Source organism: Methylophilus glucosoxydans (assembly GCF_042676145.1).
GTDB lineage: Bacteria > Pseudomonadota > Gammaproteobacteria > Burkholderiales > Methylophilaceae > Methylophilus > Methylophilus glucosoxydans.
Map to the genome: position 1 here is coordinate 649,888 of NZ_JBHTJW010000002.1, position 17,789 is coordinate 667,676.

The 17,789-nt window shown below is 53.5% G+C and carries 16 protein-coding genes; 14 read left to right on the forward strand and 2 right to left on the reverse strand.

Going from position 1 to position 17,789, the window contains the following annotated elements:
* The first annotated feature begins 1 nt into the window (after nucleotide 1).
* The 8 genes from ACFQ1T_RS05670 to ACFQ1T_RS05705 all read left to right on the forward strand — a co-directional run bounded on the left by ACFQ1T_RS05670 (nucleotide 2) and on the right by ACFQ1T_RS05705 (nucleotide 10,203).
* Nucleotides 2–3,061, forward strand: coding sequence for a DUF6701 domain-containing protein (locus tag ACFQ1T_RS05670; RefSeq protein WP_379074695.1), 3,060 nt, complete (start codon nucleotides 2–4; stop codon nucleotides 3,059–3,061).
* Nucleotides 3,062–3,338: 277 nt separating this feature from the next.
* Complete coding sequence (locus tag ACFQ1T_RS05675; RefSeq protein WP_194748675.1) at nucleotides 3,339–4,277, forward strand: hypothetical protein; 939 nt, start codon at nucleotides 3,339–3,341, stop codon at nucleotides 4,275–4,277.
* Nucleotides 4,274–5,158, forward strand: coding sequence for a PilN domain-containing protein (locus tag ACFQ1T_RS05680; protein WP_379074698.1), 885 nt, complete (start codon nucleotides 4,274–4,276; stop codon nucleotides 5,156–5,158). Before ACFQ1T_RS05675 ends, ACFQ1T_RS05680 begins: the two co-directional genes overlap by 4 nt.
* Before the next feature lie 3 nt (nucleotides 5,159–5,161).
* On the forward strand, nucleotides 5,162–5,875 hold the full coding sequence (gene gspM, locus ACFQ1T_RS05685; RefSeq protein ID WP_275356322.1) for a type II secretion system protein GspM: 714 nt from the start codon (nucleotides 5,162–5,164) through the stop codon (nucleotides 5,873–5,875).
* 13 nt (nucleotides 5,876–5,888) lie between these two features.
* Nucleotides 5,889–6,260, forward strand: coding sequence for a hypothetical protein (locus ACFQ1T_RS05690; protein ID WP_379074701.1), 372 nt, complete (start codon nucleotides 5,889–5,891; stop codon nucleotides 6,258–6,260).
* A gap of 61 nt (nucleotides 6,261–6,321) precedes the next feature.
* Entirely contained in the window at nucleotides 6,322–8,100 is a 1,779-nt protein-coding gene (gene mshL / locus ACFQ1T_RS05695) for a pilus (MSHA type) biogenesis protein MshL (RefSeq protein WP_379074704.1), read from the forward strand.
* Nucleotides 8,101–8,108: 8 nt separating this feature from the next.
* Entirely contained in the window at nucleotides 8,109–8,999 is an 891-nt protein-coding gene (locus ACFQ1T_RS05700; RefSeq protein WP_194748670.1) for an ExeA family protein, read from the forward strand.
* A 19-nt stretch (nucleotides 9,000–9,018) separates the two neighbouring features.
* The gene (locus tag ACFQ1T_RS05705; RefSeq protein ID WP_379074707.1) at nucleotides 9,019–10,203 is read left to right on the forward strand and encodes a tetratricopeptide repeat protein; all 1,185 of its coding nucleotides are present in this window, start codon (nucleotides 9,019–9,021) and stop codon (nucleotides 10,201–10,203) included.
* 10 nt (nucleotides 10,204–10,213) lie between these two features.
* Here the strand turns inward: ACFQ1T_RS05705 and ACFQ1T_RS05710 are convergent, their stop codons facing one another.
* Nucleotides 10,214–10,993: a ComF family protein gene (locus tag ACFQ1T_RS05710; protein WP_379074710.1), complete on the reverse strand. Its 780-nt coding sequence runs from the start codon at nucleotides 10,991–10,993 to the stop codon at nucleotides 10,214–10,216.
* A gap of 64 nt (nucleotides 10,994–11,057) precedes the next feature.
* Here ACFQ1T_RS05710 and bioB point away from each other — a divergent pair, with 64 nt between their 5' ends.
* From bioB to ACFQ1T_RS05740, 6 genes are read left to right on the forward strand one after another with little or no spacing between them, the layout of a single operon-like run.
* On the forward strand, nucleotides 11,058–12,089 hold the full coding sequence (gene bioB, locus ACFQ1T_RS05715; protein WP_379074712.1) for a biotin synthase BioB: 1,032 nt from the start codon (nucleotides 11,058–11,060) through the stop codon (nucleotides 12,087–12,089).
* Nucleotides 12,090–13,274 carry an 8-amino-7-oxononanoate synthase gene (bioF, locus tag ACFQ1T_RS05720; RefSeq protein WP_379074715.1) on the forward strand — a complete coding sequence of 395 codons (1,185 nt, stop codon included), beginning with the start codon at nucleotides 12,090–12,092 and terminating at the stop codon, nucleotides 13,272–13,274. It begins immediately after the preceding gene.
* Nucleotides 13,271–14,062 (forward strand): pimeloyl-ACP methyl ester esterase BioH, encoded by a 792-nt coding sequence (gene bioH, locus ACFQ1T_RS05725; RefSeq protein ID WP_379074718.1) that lies wholly within the window; start codon nucleotides 13,271–13,273, stop codon nucleotides 14,060–14,062. The genes bioF and bioH overlap by 4 nt, the downstream gene beginning before the upstream one ends.
* A complete protein-coding gene (bioC, locus tag ACFQ1T_RS05730) occupies nucleotides 14,063–14,941 on the forward strand; it encodes a malonyl-ACP O-methyltransferase BioC (protein ID WP_379074721.1) in 879 nt (292 codons plus the stop codon).
* Nucleotides 14,941–15,585 carry a dethiobiotin synthase gene (bioD, locus tag ACFQ1T_RS05735; RefSeq protein WP_313985816.1) on the forward strand — a complete coding sequence of 215 codons (645 nt, stop codon included), beginning with the start codon at nucleotides 14,941–14,943 and terminating at the stop codon, nucleotides 15,583–15,585. The genes bioC and bioD overlap by 1 nt, the downstream gene beginning before the upstream one ends.
* Nucleotides 15,586–16,638: a rhomboid family intramembrane serine protease gene (locus tag ACFQ1T_RS05740; protein WP_379074723.1), complete on the forward strand. Its 1,053-nt coding sequence runs from the start codon at nucleotides 15,586–15,588 to the stop codon at nucleotides 16,636–16,638.
* A gap of 4 nt (nucleotides 16,639–16,642) precedes the next feature.
* Here ACFQ1T_RS05740 and ACFQ1T_RS05745 read toward each other — a convergent pair whose 3' ends face one another.
* Nucleotides 16,643–17,773, reverse strand: coding sequence for a glycosyltransferase family 4 protein (locus tag ACFQ1T_RS05745; RefSeq protein ID WP_379074725.1), 1,131 nt, complete (start codon nucleotides 17,771–17,773; stop codon nucleotides 16,643–16,645).
* Nucleotides 17,774–17,789 lie beyond the last annotated feature (16 nt).

Here is a 17,789-nt window from a genome sequence, read left to right on the forward strand (position 1 = left end):
AATGACCGTGTTTAGATGGAAGCATGCAACAGTAGTGATATGGCTTTTGTGTCTGGTCAGCTTGTTTTCTGCTGAAGCGACAAAAGCGGCAACGGTTACTTTAAACGCCAACGGCGGTTCTGACTCTTCAAATGGGTTAAAAATCTTTATCAATGATAACTCTCAAATTCAAGTGCAAAGGCTCAATAGTAGTGGCCAGCTTTATCAACCTGACCGAACACCAGCCAATAACAGGTTAGATAACGGGATTTATATTCGTGGCAATAATACTATTTATGGCCCTGATCACTTTGCCTACAACGCACCAGGAAACTATACAACGCAAGCAATGACAGCGGTGACGCCGGCCAACGCATCCGCTGGAAATGCGCAGACAACTCGTTCGCAGTTCACTGTTCCTGCGAACAATATCGGCGGCGGGCCTCAAATCACTATTGATTGGAGTTACACCTATCCTTATGACTTTGTCACAGCCAAAGTGAGCATTTATATCCCCCCTTTATATCCAGTCAGCTCAACAAACCCGGTAAGGTATTATCATGCAGTTGATACCTATTTGGGCGGCTCTGACTGTGGCTGTGGTGTCCGTTACGTGGATACAAACGGTAAACAAGTCGCTGGGACTTATCCTTATGCCGGTAGTTGCTCATCTGGGAGCGGAAATACGAATGTGCAGTGCCCTTCTAGTACAAGTTTGCCTGCAAACCTGGATGTCGTTGAAAGTTTTAGAGAGCGTGATGGAAAGTTTAGTCGTTATTGCGTAGGCAACTGGCAAACTTTCTGGTCAAGTAGTAATTCCAGTGCATGTGCGATTGGTAAATCAGACCAATTATCGAATACCGTCAATACAACCTTGACTGATACCGGCGCTGCGATCGAGTACGATTTTACTTTACCTGGAACATACACATTCAGCTATGACTTTGTGGTTGGGTCAACCTTAGTGCCTGATTATGATCATTTGGAAATCCGCCACCCTGGCAGTTCCTCTTTATGTCCGGTCGATATTCAGGTCATGGCTTGTTTGGTTTCTACCATGCCTTGTCCGGATGATCAGCTCATCAATTCAGGAAGCCTTACTGGTACGCTGACCATCTCTCCCAGTTCTCCAACCGTCACAGTGACGCCGGACGCCCAGTTTGAGGTCGGGAATGCCCGCACCATTGACACCCTTACCTTACAAGGTAGCGCTGCAGCTACTTATACCTTGGGAGCAAGCGGTCTCACCAAAGGCCCGATGAATGGTATCAAGTGCTGGAACACCGCAAATAACTCGCAAAGTTGTAGCTTTACAATGACAAATACGCCATGCGTGAGTACCTATGAGTGTATGGAAAGCGGGATGACTTATAATAATTTGAATAGCAATTCATCGGCACGTAATCCGATTTACACAAAAATCCTAGCACAGTCTTTTGATCTGGATGTGGTTGCGCTGCTCTCAAGTGGCGCCCAGTCGAGTGGCTATAATTCTTCAGGCTTAAAAGTTGATTTGGTGACAGATAGCAATGGCTCATGCAGTACAAATATTGTCGTCACTAAAGATGTTAGTTTTGCAGCCTCAGATGGTGGACGTAAAAAGGTGACTTTCAGTGCAACAGATGTCCCCAGGGCTTATCCTAACTTGCGCTGTCAGGTACGCGACCCAGGTCAGAACAAATCGGGGTGTTCGTCTGATAATTTTGCCATTCGGCCACAATCCTTGGCTGTGACCAATACCAATACAGCAAGCTCAAGCTCACCAAGCAGTACAGTGAGCCCTGTGTTCAAGGCGGGGGCTGATAATTTCAGTCTGACTGTTTCTAGTGGCGAACAGGGCTATAACGGCACCCCAAAAATATCCAATGCCTTGCTGGCTGCTCACCCAGGCGCACCCGTCGTGGGGCAGGTGGCCGGGTCATTTGCTGCAGCCAGTTCTGGGGCCAGCACCGGAACCAACTTTACTTACTCCGAAGTTGGGCATTTTAAAATTTCACCGCAAGGTTTGTACGACGATACTTTCACTGCGGTTGATCAATCCAAAGGCGATTGTGATAACAGTGGGAGTCCGTTTGATAATGGCGGCGCAGGGACGCCGCCAAAATACGGCTGCCGTTTCGGCAATACCACAGACACAAATTATTTTGGTCGTTTTATCCCCAACAGTTTTCGGGTGGATGCTTCTAGTCCGGTGACGCTGGCGTGTGGCAACTTTGTGTATTATGGTCAAGATACCACTGCAAGCAGTGCAGCACCTGGATTTATTACACCCTTCAGCATTACGGCCTTGAACGCTGCTGGCAACACCACACAAAACTACACAGGTAATTATGCACGGCTGGATTTGACAAATTATAGTTTGTACCGATTTAGCGCTTCGCCGTCCAATGGTGCAACCCTAAGTGCGAGTGCTGCAAACCCAGCGATTAGCAAAACAACAGACAACACAGCGCCGATTTGGGGAAATGGGACTACCAGTGTTCGTGTCAGACATAAATTATCCCGACCGTCTTCTGCCATCAATCAGCAAAGTGTGGTGATCTCGGCACAGCCGCAAGACAGTGACAATGTGACTTCTACACAAACTGCATTGACGAGTGGTGGGATCGCTTTCCGTTATGGACGTCTGGCAGTCATCCCGGCTCATGGTTCTGAGCTGTTGGCTTTGCCAGTGCCGATTGAAGCGCAATATTATAAAGATGGCTTTTATGTGCGTAGTCAGGGTGATGCATGTACCACCATTGATAGCAAAAGCATCGTTATGAAAAACTATAAGGGTAACCTGGCGGCATGCGAGACCTTTATGAATGGTACTTATACTGCGAATAACGGCTTGGTGAAAGCCATTCTGTCAGCGCCCAAAGTGGGGTCTGATGGGCGGCCCAATGTCGGGAGTGTTGATCTTGAAATAAATCTGGACAACGCTGTTCCTGGGGAGGTCACTTGTCAAAGCAATGCCGGTACGGTCAGTGCTATTGGTGGCGGCAAATCAGATTGGTTTGGTACCTCGGACCCGGTGGGGCGCGCCTCCTTTGGCATCTACAAAGCGCCCATCATCTACATGCGTGAAAGCTTCCAATAAAGACAAAACCACCTAAATCAGGTGGTTTTGTCGTCTTATTCCTGCATTTGATCTCCCGTTTCAGGCACTAAAGTTGCTCGCATATATGAGGTGTGGCCGGATAGCGTGATTGTCTGGTGCCACGATGGCGCATGGCCACTTAAGTCATTTTGCGCATAAGAAGATGATTTGATGTGCGACTTTTTTGTGTATACTAATTTGCGATTGTGCTTGAAGTAAGTATTATTATTCTTTGATTTTAAATGATAAAGTGACTCTGAAAGACTGGCGACTCTCTATGCAATGGTTTAAAAGACAAAAAAACAAGCAGCAGGTAGGGGTGAGTTTTACCGACATGCATGTGAGTACTGTTGCCTTGACGCCGCCTGCAGAAGGGACCAAGCCGGTGGTTTCGTTTGCGGCGGTTGAGCAAATACCGCTGGATGCTACTTCCACATTACGTCACTTTGTGACCAAAAATGACCTCAAGTCTTTACCCTGCAATCTGGTACTCAATGTCGACCAGTACAACATTGTGCAAATTGACAAGCCCAATTTGCCAGAGGATGAAGTAAAACCGGCGTTACGCTGGAAACTCAAGGGATTGCTTGATTATGCGGTAGAACAAGCGGTGGTTGATGGGATTGATCTGCCTTCTGATCCCTCTGTGGCAAATCGCCAAGCGCTGATGCTGGCGATTTGCGCCAAAAAAGCTACGGTAACCGGGGCGGGTAATCATTTGGTTGATGCCGGATTTAACCTGCGTTCGATTGATGTGCACGCGCTGGCACAACGCAATATTGCCCATTTGCTTGAACACGAAGATCGCGCGCTGGTGATGGTGAGCATCCTGCCACGCGGCTGCCTGATCACGTTTACGGCAAAAGGTGAGCTTTACCATACACGTCTGATTGAGCTGGATCGCGACTTTTTGAACGATAGGGACGAAATCTTCAGAATCAATTTTGATAAATTGGTGCTTGAGCTGCAACGCTCGCTGGACAGCTTTGACCGTCAGTTTCCTTTCCTGAGCTTGAACCGTATGGTGGTGGCGCCGGTCGTGCATCGCGATTATCTGGTGAGCGGCCTGAGTTCCAGCCTCTATGTGCCGGTCAACGTTTTTAACCTGGAAGATGTTGTTGAGCTGCCTGCCAACCAGGATTTTTCCAGCCTTGAAAAACAGGCCATGTTGATGCCTGCCCTGGGTGCTGCTTTGCGTCAGGAGGCGGCCGTATGAGTCAGCAGATTAACCTGTATGAAGGCGGTGGTGTCAAAGCCAGAGAGTGGTTTAGCCTGCCGATGGTGGCGGCCGTCTATGTGCTGGCTGCAGTGGTGATGTATTACTTTTATACCGGGCTCGCTGCCGAAAACGAGCAATTGCAAGTGCAGCGTAACCAAGCCCTTGCGCAGTATGAAACCATGCAGAAAAAAGTGGAAGCCTTTTCGAAAAAGGCGATGCCTATCGATAACACCAAGCTTGAGGCTGAGTTAAAAGCATTAAAAGCGCAACTGGAGATGCAGACCCAAATTCTGGCTATTTTCCAGCAGTCCCTTTCAGAACAATCGGCACACCTGATCGACTACATGCGTGCATTTACCGGGCAACAGCAACCTGGCGTCTGGTTAACCGGTTTTAAAGTTGAGCCTGCCGTCCAACATTTGACGCTTGCCGGGCAAGCGTTGCAGTCAGAAGATATTCCAGCCTATCTGGATTTGCTCTCTCACCAGTCTGTATTTGCCGGGACTGAGTTCTCAGGTATTCAGTTCAAACAACTGGAGTTGCAACAGCCGCAGTCGCGTTCAGGCGGAAATGCTGGAGCCTCTGCAGTGAGTCCATCGCTTGCGCCTGCGCCAGAGGTTGCCACAACCTCGCCTGCAGGCAAAGACGGGGGTGCTCCGCCAGTGACGCCGGCCTCAGCCGCGCCTGTTAATCCACAAGGCGGAAATAGCCCTTCGAATCAGGCGAACACAGCATTGCCTGTGCTCAAAGTGTATACCTTTGAAGTCAAAGGGCGTGATACGCAAGCCACAAACAAATTGGTGAATGGCATGAGTTGGGACGAATTTGTGCGCCAGACGGTGCCACCTCAGCCCGGCAACCAGAGCGGGAGGCAGTAAGTCATGCGATCTGAAAAACTACAGGCAATCAGCGACAAATGGCAAGCGTTCTCCATGCGCGAGCGCTGGATGTTGTTTGGCACCGGCTTGTTTGCCGTGGTGGGCCTGATGGATACCTTTTTGCTGGAGCCACAGCGGGTGCAACTGGCTAATACCCAGCAAGAAATCCTCAAGATACAAAACGATACGACCACCCTGACCGAGCAACTGACCAAGATTGCTGCCCAGGCGGCGCCACAGCCAGCTACGCAGGCGTTTCAGCAGGAGATTGCAGAAACCAGACAAAAAATGGCTAGCCAGGCAGATGAGTTACTTAAGGTTTCTGCCTTTATGGTCCCACCGCAAGCCATGGTGGAGATGCTGAAAAAACTGTTGCAAAAGCATACCGATGTGCAAGTGATTGAAATGCAATCCTTGCCGGTGGTGGATTTTATTGAAACACGAAGAAAGTTATTGCAGGCGCAAGCCGCGCCAGGCGCTGAAGCATCATCAACCTCGGAAGAGGCTTGGAAAAACATGCCACATGTTTACCAGCACGCCGTAAAAGTCCATTTAAAAGGGCAGTATTTTGCGTTGATGGCGTATAGCAAGTCCCTGAAAGCGATCGGCCGTCAGCTGGCATGGGACAATGCCGAGCTTAAAGGCGGTTACCCAGAAAGCGAATTGATTTTTCAAGTGTATACCCTGAGTGGGGAAAACGCCTGGTTGGGGATATAGCATGCGCATATTCATGATTTGGATGGTATTGGTCAGCGTGGCACATAGCCAGGCCGCCGAGCAAATGATAGATCCTACGAAGCCGCCAGCTGCCGTATTGCCTTATCTGCCAGAGGCGCAAACGGAGACTGCGCAGGCTTGGCAAGTCACGGCCATTCAGGACAACGGCAAGCATGGGTTTGCTGTGGTCAATGGCGAGCTCGTCAACTTGGGTGAGCGTTATCAAGGCTTTAAACTGGTTTCGGTCAAGCACCAGCAAGCGGTGTTTATCAATCAAAACGGTGAGAAAAAACTGTTGGGTTTGGGGTTGACCAGTGTTGTGATGCAGGCACCGCCGCCTGCGCAGGTAAAAAAAGCCAAACAGGCAAAAACGGTTAAAAAATAAAGTGAAAATGCCTGCGATTGGCTGAAGTGGCCGCCAGGTGAATATCAATAGAGAGACTGCTATGAAAACTTTTGTGAATACCTTGGGTGTGATGATGATAGGCGCCGGGTTGGCTGGATGCACCAGTAACCCGTTCACGCCGACCAATCCATCAATTCAGCCAAAAATACAAAACGAATTGGCGACCTCTGCGGCCAAGGCGCAAGCACAAGTGGTGCCGCCGCCTAAAGAAGTGACGGATGAGTTGTTTGAGCCACTTAAAATTGAGCCACCCAAAGCGCTGGCCAAACGTGTCGAGCCGCGTTTTGACCTCGTGGTTAACAAAGCCCCGGCTAGCCAGGTGCTGATGGGCATCGTCTCTGGCAGTCCTTACAGCATTGCCTTAAGCCCGGAGCTGAAAGGCGAGATTACGATTAACCTGCGCGATGTCACGCTGTTTGAAGCGCTCAATGCCTTGCGTGACTTGTATGGTTATGAGTACAAAATGAACGGCAAACAGATTTTTGTCGAGCCACAAACCCTGCAAACCCGGGTTTTCCAGGTTAATTACATTACAGGCGCTCGCAGAGGGTCTTCTGCCACCCGTGTCACGTCCGGGACGGCCAGCGGTTCGGGTGCGGGCGGTGCCGCAGGCGTGGCCGGGCAGGCCGCCGCCATGAACGGCGCCATGGGCGTTGGCTCTGGCTCAACCGGGACAGGCACAGGCAACCAGGCGGCCTCGGGCGCCTCCAACCTGCAAGTGTATGCTTCAGATGTGAGTATGCGTACCAATAATGACTTTTGGGACGAGATTGCAGGCTCATTGAGTAGCCTGATTGGCGAAGAAAACGGGCGCAAGGTAGTCATTAACGCGCAGTCTGGCCTGATCATGGTCAAAGCCATGCCCAAGGAAATCCGCCAGGTGGAGAAATTTCTGAGTCTGATGCAGGTGACCGTGGATCGTCAGGTGATTCTGGAAGCCAAGATTATCAAGGTGCAACTGAATAGAAACTCGCAACAAGGGATTAACTGGGCGGCGGTCAGAAATATTCGCGGCCGCGATTACACCTTTGGTAACGTCAACGGCAATACCACACTGGGAGAAACCGGTGCCCTGACCAACGGCACGCTGACCAGCACCGTACCTGGCGCTTTGAGTAACACTGACCCGGTGTCGATAGGCGGCTCAATGTTTGCGTTAGCAGTACAAGGCAAAAACTTTTCTGCGCTGCTTAACTTTCTCGAAACACAGGGCAATGTAGAAGTCCTGTCCAGTCCGCGCATTGCCACCATCAACAATCAGAAAGCGGTACTCAAGGTGGGGAATGATGCGTTCTACGTGACCAATGTGCGTACCAATGTTACCACTACCACGGGTGGCGCCGTAGTGACGCCAGATATTCAGCTGCAACCGTATTTTTCTGGTATTTCACTGGATGTGACACCGCAAATTGACAAGGACGACAACATTATTCTGCACGTCCATCCGTTTATCAGTGAAGTCACCCAGGTCAACCGTACTGTGAGTTTGTCCAGTGCCAACGGTGGCACCTACACGATTCCAACGGCCTCCTCCAACATCAATGAAACCGATAGCATCGTGCGTACCCGCGATGGCAGTGTGATTGCGATCGGCGGGCTGATGTCAGAGTCCGTGGATAATACACGGACAAAAGTACCTGGTTTGGGCGATGTCAAATTTTTGGGTAACCTGTTCCGCCAGAAAGACCAAAGCTCCACCAAAACAGAACTGGTCATTCTGCTCAAATCCACCGTGGTCCGCAGTGGCGATAACTGGGCGCAAGATATGCTCGACAGCCAGGACCGGGTAGAAAAACTCAAGTCAGACAACGCATTTTAGGAGCGGGCATGTACCTGCAGCATTTTGGCTTAAAAGAGTTTCCATTTTCGATCACGCCGGATACGAGCTTTTATTACGCCACACGCACGTTGCAAGAAGCGCTGAATACGCTATTGATTGCGATTGAGTCGGGTGAAGGCTTTGTCAAAATCACGGGTGAAGTTGGCACCGGTAAAACATTGCTCTGCCGGCGCCTGCTCAAAGCCTTGGAACCCGGTTGCCAGATTGCTTACCTTCCCAACCCCTATCTTGACCCGCACGCCTTACTGATGACGCTGGCCACCGAGTTTGGCGTCGCCTTCAAGCCTGAGTTTACCCACCATGACATGATAGATGCGCTGCATCGCACATTGCTGACCTTTGCTGAAAAAGGCACGCATGTGGTGGTCTGTCTGGATGAAGTGCAAGCCATGCCGCTGGAAACGCTGGAAGCCTTGCGCTTGCTGAGTAACCTCGAAACCGAAAAGCGCAAGTTGTTACAAGTGGTCATTTTTGGCCAGCCTGAGCTGGAAGAACGTCTCAACCATTCGTCTATTCGCCAACTGCGGCAGCGCATTGGCTTTGAATATCACCTCAAAGGCCTGCAATGGGAAGAATTAGCGTTTTATTTGAATCATCGCATGCATGTGGCCGGGTATCAGGGCGGCATGGTGTTTAGTCCGGCCAGCATGCGATTGCTATACCGGTATGCCAACGGCATTCCGCGCTTGTTGAATATTCTGGCGCATAAAGCATTATTGTCTGCGTTTGGCCGTGGCCAGCACAGGGTTACAACCGAGGATGTGAAAGCGGCGATTCTTGATACACAAGCCAGTGTCAAAGCACAGCATCGTTGGCTGGAGCATGGGTTTAAATGGTGGTTGACGTTGCATGCCACCCTGGCCGGGTTTGGTCGTTAGCAGGCGACGGAGGAATCAAATGAGCTTGATTAATCAGGTGTTACAAAACGTAGAGGCCCGTCAGGGCAACACCACTGATGGTTGGGCCGGGCAGGTCAAGCCAGTGTTGTCTGCACAGCCAGCCCCAGCTGGCCGTTGGTTGAATCGCCTGATAGGTGGCGGGCTGCTGCTTGCGACAGCCGGATGGGTGTGGATGAATACGCCCATGTTGATGGCGTATTTTTATCCGCAGCATGTGACTGCGATACCCCATGCCGCGCCGCAGGCTCAAGGCCCAAAACCACGCATACAGACTGTTTTAGCCCCGGCAGCCGCAGAGGCAGGCACGGTGGCGACTTGGGCGCCGCCGCAGTTGACCAGGTCATTGTTCAGTGCCTGGCAGTCCGAATCTGCTTCTGCAAAGCCCAGTGCGCGCGCTGTCGTTGCTCAAGTGAAGCCAGTGGCTAATGCTGCTGCACCACAAGTTGAGGGTGAGTACAGCATAAAGTCCGCGGATACGGCGGCAATCACGGTTGCCACCATCGCGCCTACACTGGAGACGCACGCGGACCAGAACCAGGGCAAAAGTGATGAAAAGTCAGCCGAAAAAGGCATGGTCAATAAACATGTCAGACCTGAGCAGGAAGTGAATGTCTTGATCCAGCGTGCTGTCGATCATGAGCAAAAAGGTCGTTTGAACGAGGCGTTGGCAATGCTCAGGCAAGCGCTGACGATTTATCCGCAGTCTGAAGATGCACGCCAGCTGTTGGCCGCCTATTTGTTTGAGTCTCGGCAAGAGGCTGAGGCTGTCTCGGTCTTGCAGGCCGGCATCAAGCAGTTTCCGGCTCAAGTGGGTTTGCCCAAATCACTCGCCAGATGGCAGTTGGCACATGGTCAGGCAGAGGCGGTGTTACAAACATTAAAACCGGTGGCCAGTGCGCTAGCGCAAGATGCCGAATCGCAATGGATGCTGGCCATGGCTTATCAGCAAACCGGCCAGCATGCCGCCGCCTTGCCACATTTTGAACGCGCGACGCTGTTGCGGCCGGGGCATGCACAATGGATGGTGGCGTACGCCATTTCATTACAAGCCGTGGGCCAGAATGCGCAAGCCTTGCAGCACTTGCAACAGGCGCAAAGCCTGCCGTTAAGCGAGCGCTTGCTCGAGTTTGTTACGCAGCGCATCCGTCAACTGGGCGGCAGCGTACAAGCCAATGCCGAATAATCTGTGCTAGCTAGTCCTGTTTGAGGGTGCGTGCCAGCACGAGCGCCGTCACCTGTGCAGCTCCTGCCTGTTTAAAAACTTTTGCCAGCGCATGCATGCTGGCTCCTGTCGTCATCACATCATCCACGATCATCACATGCTGATCTTGCCATCGCTGCGAGGTCGCAAAGGCACCGCGTAGATTGCGGGTTCTTGTTTTCATGTCCATCGCTGCTTGCGCTGGCGTGTCTATCAATCGCTCACAGCCGTCTATCCTTAACGGAATTTGCCACTGCTTTTGCAAGTGCCTGGCTAATTCAAGCGCATGATTAAACCCACGCTGTTTGATGCGGTTCAGGTGCATGGGCATCGCCACCAGGACGGGTGGCTGCTGGCTCGCGGGTAACACTGGCAGGCGGGATAGCCAGGCCTGTGCCAATAGCGCCCCCCATGGCAATTGCTGGTGGTATTTAAATTGATGCAAGAGTCGATCTAGCGGATAGGCATAGCGAAAAACGGTCAGCGTCTGGTCAAAAGCGGGGGCGTGCTGTAAGCAGATGCCGCACAACTCACCTCGCGTATTTGGTAATGCGCATTGTGGGCAACGCGGCGATTCGTACCAGGGCAGGCTGGCCTGGCAGTCTAAACAAAGTCCGTTTGGAGGCGAGATTGGCTCGTCAGTCGCTGAAGGTTGGCGAGCGCCTGGGGCTTGATGGCACAGCGGGCAGGGCAGCGTCGTTGCCAGCCACTGCGACAACCAGTGAGTGGTGTTGATTTGTTTAAATTTTAAGCTGTTGTAAAATTTTTTCACGTATGATTTTAAACAACATATAATTCGGCCGGATTATTCATCTATTTTTTAATGCGTGGGACTTATGGAACAACACACCTCTGCTACTGCTTGTGGCACCGAAATGCAAACCTCCGTCATTAATCTGGATGGCTTGAAGCCTGCAGCTTCCTGTCATCCAACGGTTGAGCGCTGGCGCGTTGCAGATATCATGGCACTGTTTGAATTGCCGTTCAATGATTTGCTGCACAGAGCGCACACTGTGCATAGGGAGCATTTTGATCCAAACGCCGTGCAGGTCAGCACACTGCTGTCGATTAAAACGGGCGGCTGTTCCGAAGACTGCGGCTATTGCCCGCAAGCTGCGCGTTATCATACCGAGGTTGAAAACGAGCCCTTGATGCAGTTGGACGATGTGCTGGCCGCAGCCAAAGCGGCCAAAGAAAGCGGTGCCAGCCGTTTCTGTATGGGAGCCGCCTGGCGCGGACCCAAGCAGCGCGACCTGGAGCCTGTACTCAAAATGATCTCTGAAGTGAAGGCGATGGGGCTGCAAACCTGTGCCACGCTGGGCATGCTCAAGGATGGGCAAGCCGAGCAACTGAAAGAGGCTGGGCTGGATTATTACAACCATAACCTGGATACCGCGCCCGAGTTCTATGGCGATGTGATTACCACGCGGACGTATCAGGACCGTCTGGACACCCTGGACCGCGTGCGCAGCATGAATATCAATGTGTGCAGCGGCGGCATTATTGGCATGGGTGAAACCCGTGCGCAGCGCGCGGGCCTGATTGCCCAGTTGGCCAATATGGAGCAACCGCCGGAAAGCGTGCCCATCAACTTGTTAACCCAAGTGGAAGGCACGCCTTTGCACGGCACCGACCCATTGGATCCGCTGGAGTTTGTGCGTACCATCGCCATCGCCCGCATCACCATGCCGACCAGCTTTGTCCGCTTGTCTGCTGGCCGCCAGAGCATGGGCGAAGCCGTGCAGACCTTGTGCTTCCATGCCGGGGCCAACAGTATTTTCTACGGTGAAAAATTACTGACGACCGGCAACCCTGAGGTTGAGTCTGACAATGCCCTGTTTGCCAAATTAGGCTTGAAGAAAATCTAAATGAGTGATCTGCTGGAGTCTTTACGGGCCGATCTGGAAAAACGGCAAACACTGGGCCTGATACGGCAGCGCCGCTTGCTGGATTCACCACAGGCCGAGCATATCACCGCCAATGGCCAGCCATTTTTGTCGTTTTGCAGCAATGATTATCTGGGTCTTGCCAACGATGCTGCGCTGGTGGTCGCTTTGCAACAAGCCGCTGCTGAAGCGGGTGTGGGCAGCGGTGCTTCCAATCTGATTACCGGTCACCACCGCTATCATGATCAGCTAGAGCAGGCGCTGGCGGCTTTTGTCGGGCAACCGGCAGCCTTGCTGTTTTCCACCGGCTACATGGCGAATATTGGCGTCGTCAGTGCCTTGATGGGGCGTGAAGATGCCGTTTTCTCGGACAAGCTGAATCACGCCTGTCTGAATGATGGCGCATTTTTGTCACGTGCCACGCATCATCGCTTTCCGCACAATGACGTGGCCGCCTTGGAAAAATTATTGCAAGCCAGCACGGCCCGTCACAAATTGGTCACCGCTGATGCGGTGTTCAGTATGGATGGCGATATTGCGCCGCTGGCTGAGTATCTTGCGCTCTGCGAACGCTATGATGCCTATTTGTATGTGGATGATGCGCACGGTTTTGGTGTGCTCGGTCCGCAAGGGCGTGGCTCGCTCAAGCATCTGGGGCTGCAGTCACCACGCCTGATCATGATGGGTACACTAGGCAAAGCCGCGGGTGTGGCGGGTGCTTTTGTAGCAGGCCAACAAATCGTGATTGATTACCTGATTCAGCACGCCAACAGTTATATCTACACCACGCCTGCGCCACCACCGCTGTCCGCCGCCTTGCTGGCTTCAGTGAAAGAGATAGAGCAGGGCGATGCGCGCAGAAAGCAATTGTTTGACATGATTGCGCTGCTCAAGAGTGAGCTCTCACTCACCCGTTGGCACTTGCTGCCGTCAGAAACCGCTATCCAGCCACTGGTGGTGGGCGATAACCATGAGGCGCTGGCATTGAGCCAGTATTTGCAGGCGCGTGGCATTCTGGTGCCTGCAATCCGCCCCCCTACCGTGCCGGTGAACACTTCCCGCCTGCGGATTTCCCTGTCGGCTGCCCATCGTGAGTCCGACGTCAGGGCGCTGATTCAAGCCTTGCACGATGCCGAACGTGAGTTAGCTATCGGGGCGGTGGCATGAGTTGTTTTATCGAAATCATGGGGCAAGGCAAACCGCTGGTAATGCTCCATGGTTGGGGCATGAACAGTGCGGTATGGGAACGGGTCACCAAGCGGCTGTCCACCCATTTTCGACTGTTTCTGGTGGATTTGCCCGGCATGGGCCAGAGCCGTCCGGTTTATCCATATCACTTGCATAGCCTGGCCGAAGCGGTGGCTGAGGAAATCCCCGGCGTGTCCACCCTTTTAGGCTGGTCGCTGGGCGGCTTGGTTGCGCAGCAAATTGCCCTCAATCAACCGGACCGGGTAGAGAAGCTGATTCTGGTGGGGACCAACCCCTGTTTTGTGAGTAAACCAGACTGGGCACATGGAATTGCAGCCCGCCATTTTGAGCAGTTCAACGAGCGGTTTGCGCAAGACTTTAATGCCACCTTGCTCAATTTCTTGACCCTGCAATGCATGCATGCCAAAGATGCGCGCAGCACGGTACGCCAATTGCGTATTGCGTTTGGCGCCAAACCCACGCCTACCCAAGATAGCTTGAATCAGGCCCTGGATATCTTGATGCAGACGGATCTGCGCGAAGAGGTCGGGCGCTTGTTCCAGCCCGCGCTGATCATTCACGGGGATAGAGACACGCTGGCGCCGGTCTCGGCAGCGCACTGGCTGGCCATGCATTTGCAGCGTGCCCATTTGCGCGTGATCGCCGGGGCGGCACATGCGCCCTTTTTGTCACATGCGGAAGCTTTTTGCGAAGCGGTGGAAGCCTTTATGGCAGATGAGCCAGCTGCACGCGCCGGGGAGCATTAAATGCAGGATGTTTATCAGATCGACAAGACGCGCATGCGCCAGTCGTTTCACCGTGCGGCCAAACAGTATGATGCCGCCGCCATTTTGCAGCGCCAGGTACGTGAGGAGATGTTGAGCCGTCTGGACGTGGTCAAGCTGGCGCCTGCGGTGATTCTGGATGCAGGTTGCGGCACCGGTCATGGCTTGCATGCCTTGCTCAAACACTTTAAGCAGGCAAGAGGGGTGGCGCTGGATATTGCCGAAGGTATGCTGGCCCGCACGAAAACGCTGTTTCCCTGGTATCGCTTCTGGCAGGCCAAACCACAAATGGTGTGTGCCGACATTGAAGCCATGCCGTTGGCGACCGCCAGTGTTGATATGGTGTGGTCCAACCTGGCCGTGCAGTGGTGTAACGATATGGACACCGTATTGCAAGAATTCAGGCGTGTGCTGAAACCCAACGGGCTGCTCATGTTTGCCACCTTGGGCCCGGATACGCTGAAAGAACTGCGCGCAGCCTCTGGTCATGGGCATACCCATGTCAGCCGTTTTATTGACATGCATGATATCGGCGATGCACTGACGCGGGCTGGCTTTAGCGCGCCGGTGCTGGATGTGATGCATTACACCCTGACCTACGATACGGTGGAATCTGTGATGCGCGACCTCAAAGCGATTGGCGCACATAATGCGACGGCGGGGCGTGCCAAGGGCTTGAGTGGCAGGGGGTTTTTGCAGCAATTGCGCCAGGGCTATGAGGCTTTTCGCCACCAGGGTAAATTGCCCGCCACCTATGAAGTGGTGTTCGTACATGCCTGGACCGGGAGCCAGCCCTACACGGCACCTGGGACCAGTCCGGTGCAATTCATGTCGAGCAAACCCGCCACGCAGGGGGCATGATGCAGCCGCTGCCTTCACGTTTTTTTGTCACTGGCACCGATACCGGTGTCGGTAAAACCACAGTCACCGTTCGCTTGATGCAGCAGTTGATTGCACAAGGCAAGACGGTGATCGGCATGAAGCCAATAGCTTCCGGTTGCGAGTGGCTGGATGGCCGCTGGCAAAATGAAGATGTGCGTTTACTGACTGCCGCCTCCAACGTGACAGCACCTGCTGAACTGATTAATCCCTACCGCTTTACACCGGCTATTGCGCCCCATATCGCCGCTGCGCAAGCCGGCGTGGAAATTCAGCTTGAGGTCATTCAAGCCGCCTATGCACAACTGACCACGCTGGCCGATGTGGTGATTGTGGAAGGCGCAGGGGGCTTGCTGGTGCCTTTAAACCAGACGCACAGCATGGCCGATTTGATTCAGGCCCTGCAATTGCCTGCGCTGATGGTGGTCGGCATGCGCCTGGGCTGTATCAATCATGCGCTGCTGACGGCAGAGGGGCTCAAGTCGCGGCAGATAGCGTGTTGTGGCTGGGTCGCGAACAGGATTGATCCGCAGATGTCTATGCCAGAAGAAAACCTGCAAACCTTAATTGACAGCTTGCAACAGCCGCCCTTGTTGCAGGTGCCTTTTCAGGAGTCACTCGCCTAGATGCACGCTTCACCCACCCCTCGCATTGAGCTGCGCGCACCTGTGCCGCCGATGACGCGCACCTTGATTGCGCTCAATGTGCTGGTGTTCGTGCTCATGCTGTTTGGTGGCGCCGGGTTTTGGCACTCGCCCAATACAGTACAGCTGACCTGGGGCGCCAATTTTGCCCCAGCCACGGCCGATGGTCAGTGGTGGCGCTTGGGCAGCGCCATGTTTTTACACTTTGGCGCCGTGCATCTGGGCATGAATATGCTGGCCTTGTGGGATGGCGGCAAGCTGGTCGAACGCATGTTCGGCTCTGCACGCTTTCTGTTGATTTACCTGGTCAGCGGCATAGGCGGTAATCTGTTGTCGCTGGTGGTTCAGGGCAATCAGGCGGTGTCAGGTGGGGCCTCCGGGGCGATTTTTGGCATCTATGGCGCGTTGCTGGTCTATCTCTGGGTTGCCAGACACCAGATGCAGCAAGTTGAATTTCGCTGGTTGTTCTGGGGAGGCATGCTCTTTTCAGCGTTGACCATAGGCATGGGCTATGTGATCCCCGGCATTGATAACTCTGCGCATATTGGCGGGTTTTTGACCGGCGGCGTGCTGGGCTTGCTCATGTTGCCCGCTTTTTTACGTGGCTCGCCCGCTATCACTATATCGCAAGCTTTGGCAGGGCTGGCCTGGGCGCTGGTCGTGCTGGGTTTGCTGACGCATTTGCCGGCACCCAAATATCGCTGGCGGCAAGAGGTGGCGATTCAAAAGCAATTGCAAAAGCTGAATCAGGTTGACCAGCAGGCTCAGCACAAATGGCAGCAGATCATGCTTGAAGGGCGTGAGGGCAGTGTCAGTTTTGATGAAATGGCAGCACAGATTGACGCACAGGTCGCCACGCCTTATGAAGAAAGCTTTGAAAAACTGTCCCGCTTGTCTGAGGACCCCAAGCTGCCTTCTGCGGCCTTACTTGAGCAGGCCAAAGCCTATGCCTTGAAACGCAGTGAAGCCAGCAAGGCGGCGGCGGACCAGCTGCGGCATCTGCCGTTTAAGGCCGGGCGACCCGCTGCGCCTTAATCGGTTAAAGCGGGCGGCGGGTTGAAGCAGCCTCAATGATACGGGCTTCAGGCGCTGAGACCTGTTTGGCGGCCAGTTGGGCGACGTATGCGCGGGCCTGTTGGCCCCAGCGTTGTTGCGGCAAGCTGGTGAGCATGGTCTGCAAAGTGCGGTTCATCACGGCCTGATCAAACGGTTCAGGCAATACTTCTCCTGCCCCGGCGGCGGCAACATAGCTCGCATAGCCGCACACACTGGTCACCAATTGCGGCAAACCGGCCGTCATCGCTTCAATGATGACGATGCCGGCCAGCTCTGAGCGCGCGGCGTGTATGAGTACATCGCAGCCTAGCATCAGCGCCGGGATATCCGGGCGGCCCCCAGCTTCAATACAACGGTCGGCGACACCACGCTCGGCGGCATAGGCCTGCATATTGCTGCTGGATTCAAACTCTCCGACGGCGATTAGCCAGCAACGTTGCTTGAGTGTCTCTGGCAGGCTGCTCAAGGCGTTGATTGCACGGTCCACGCCTTTGCGCAAAAAAGCCGAGCCGACGGTGAGCAAGATGATGGCGTCTTCTGGTAACGCAAATGCCTGGCGCACGTAGGCGCGTTGATCCCGGGCGGGTAAGTCAGCAAATCGCTGCAGCGGGATATTGGGCGGGATCAGATGAAAGCGTGCCTGGTCGGTACCATACCAACGCTGAAAAATCGCCTGGTCATGCTGGTTAAGCAGCAAAATCTGTGTGCCTGCCCGGGGGCCAAACACGGCCTGCTCCATGGCAGAAAAAAAGCGGTAGCGGCCAGACAGTTTTTTATACCAGGGTTCGCGTGACATGCGTTCGGCATAGCAGGGATCGGCGGCGAAATAGACATCCAGCCCCGGCATGCGGTTAAAGCCGACAATACGGTCAAACTGGCCTTGCACAATCGCCTGCTGCATCTGGCGGATCAGCGAGGTGTGTCGGTGATGATTGAGCCAGCCGCGGGCCTTGAGCAAGCGGATGTGTATGCCTGATGGTTGTTCGCCACGCCATTCGCCGGTAAAAATGGTGACTTCGTGCCCTAATGCCACACAGTCGCGGGCAATGCGCAGCATGTCACGCTGCACACCGCCGTAGGGAAAGTATTTGAATATGAGAAACGCAAACTTCATGCGCTGGCATTGTATG